2 protein-coding genes are annotated in these 1,374 nt (G+C 59.3%); both read left to right on the forward strand.

Annotated elements, in window-relative coordinates; genetic code table 11:
• The first annotated feature begins 209 nt into the window (after positions 1 to 209).
• On the forward strand, positions 210 to 596 hold the full coding sequence (locus tag V9K97_RS27230) for a hypothetical protein (RefSeq protein ID WP_337321960.1): 387 nt from the start codon (positions 210 to 212) through the stop codon (positions 594 to 596).
• Positions 499 to 1,014: a DUF6572 domain-containing protein gene (locus tag V9K97_RS27325; RefSeq protein ID WP_443304349.1), complete on the forward strand. Its 516-nt coding sequence runs from the start codon at positions 499 to 501 to the stop codon at positions 1,012 to 1,014. The genes V9K97_RS27230 and V9K97_RS27325 overlap by 98 nt, the downstream gene beginning before the upstream one ends.
• Positions 1,015 to 1,374 lie beyond the last annotated feature (360 nt).

Raw genomic sequence — 1,374 nt, forward strand, 5'->3', positions numbered from 1 at the left:
GATCCCATGATGGTCTCCCATCGAGTTGAGGGAGCCTCAGCATGCGCTGGCCGGACTGCAGCTGTCCTGGATGCAGCACCCAAGCAGCGCCTGCTTTTTCTGGGATAGACATCAGCTTTCGCGGCCATGTTTGGCCTACGGCAAGGGGCACAATCGGCCAGAACCGGCCGTTCGCGGTGCCGGCACAATGCGGCTAAAAGCGGACATCCATGAACTACCCAAGACTACGCCCCAAATCGGAAAGAGAACTCAGGCAAGAAGGGTTGCTTACCCGGCTTAAGCAGTGGGGAGGACCGTTACCAGGGGTCTGCCTTACGCAGGACGCTCCCCTTGACGAGCAGGTTGCCATTAGAGAACTGACGCTTAACGCCGAAGGCGGGGTCGTAAGCGTCTCAGAGTTCGCCCTCTTTCCAAAGACGGCACCGGGTAGAACAAGTACTTCAGACGCGCTCAAGCAAGAGCTTGAATGCCTGTTGGCGGCGGCGGGCGACGAAGGTATTGCGTGCGGCGAGAACGGCCGGCGAGCCAGCCGAGAGGAACTCGAAGAATGGCTGTTGCTCATCGGCCTGCCGGTGTTCAGCTACCGTCGGGGCTGACGTCTGCCTGGGCCCTTCGCGACAGCAGTGCGACTGGCTACAGTCGGCCACAACCGGACCTTCCCGCGAACCTCCTGATGACCGTCGAAACACCTCAACCGTCGACGCCGTCGGCACCGACAAGGATACCGGCGAGGTTCGTCTGAGCATCTTTGACCACCTGCCTTGGAACACAGACCACCTCCGTGTCCTGCAGGACAAAATCAACGTGTACCTTGGCTTCATCGAGTCTGGTGAACTCTATGTCGCGTACCCAAACGCCAAAGGCCGCCCGTTGGTCATCGATGTGTACACGAAATTTCGGCCGACTGAGGATGCGACACGCTTCCTAAAGCAGGCTGAAGCCGTTACCGCAAACTACGGCGCGTCCTTGCGTCAAGCTCCGTCTACGGGCGGCTACGCCGATGATTCTGCGTAGCGGTTCGCAGGCTACAGTCGGCCATGAGGGGTCGTTCGCGATCCGTCCGAAAGCGGACGCTTCCGCTGCGCACGCCAAGCCGCATCATCTCTCGCCACCGCGCTTGCTCATTGAACCGTAGGGCTACGCTGGATGCTCCTAGCTGTCAGCCGAATCGCTAGCCACTGCAACCGCCCGACAACGATAGCAACAACACAGAGAATTCGATCCCGTGCGTCGCGATTGAAGATGGCGATAGCATGTATGTCGTTTCTTAAATGACAAATTGGCATGTATGGCAGGGTTTGACGATCGGGTGACAAACGGGATCAGCGTGCTGTCCGCGATCGTCGACAGCGGCACGTTTGCGGCGGCTGGCGA

It is taken from the genome of Variovorax sp. CCNWLW186 (assembly GCF_037203865.1).
In the GTDB taxonomy this organism is placed as follows: domain Bacteria; phylum Pseudomonadota; class Gammaproteobacteria; order Burkholderiales; family Burkholderiaceae_C; genus Variovorax.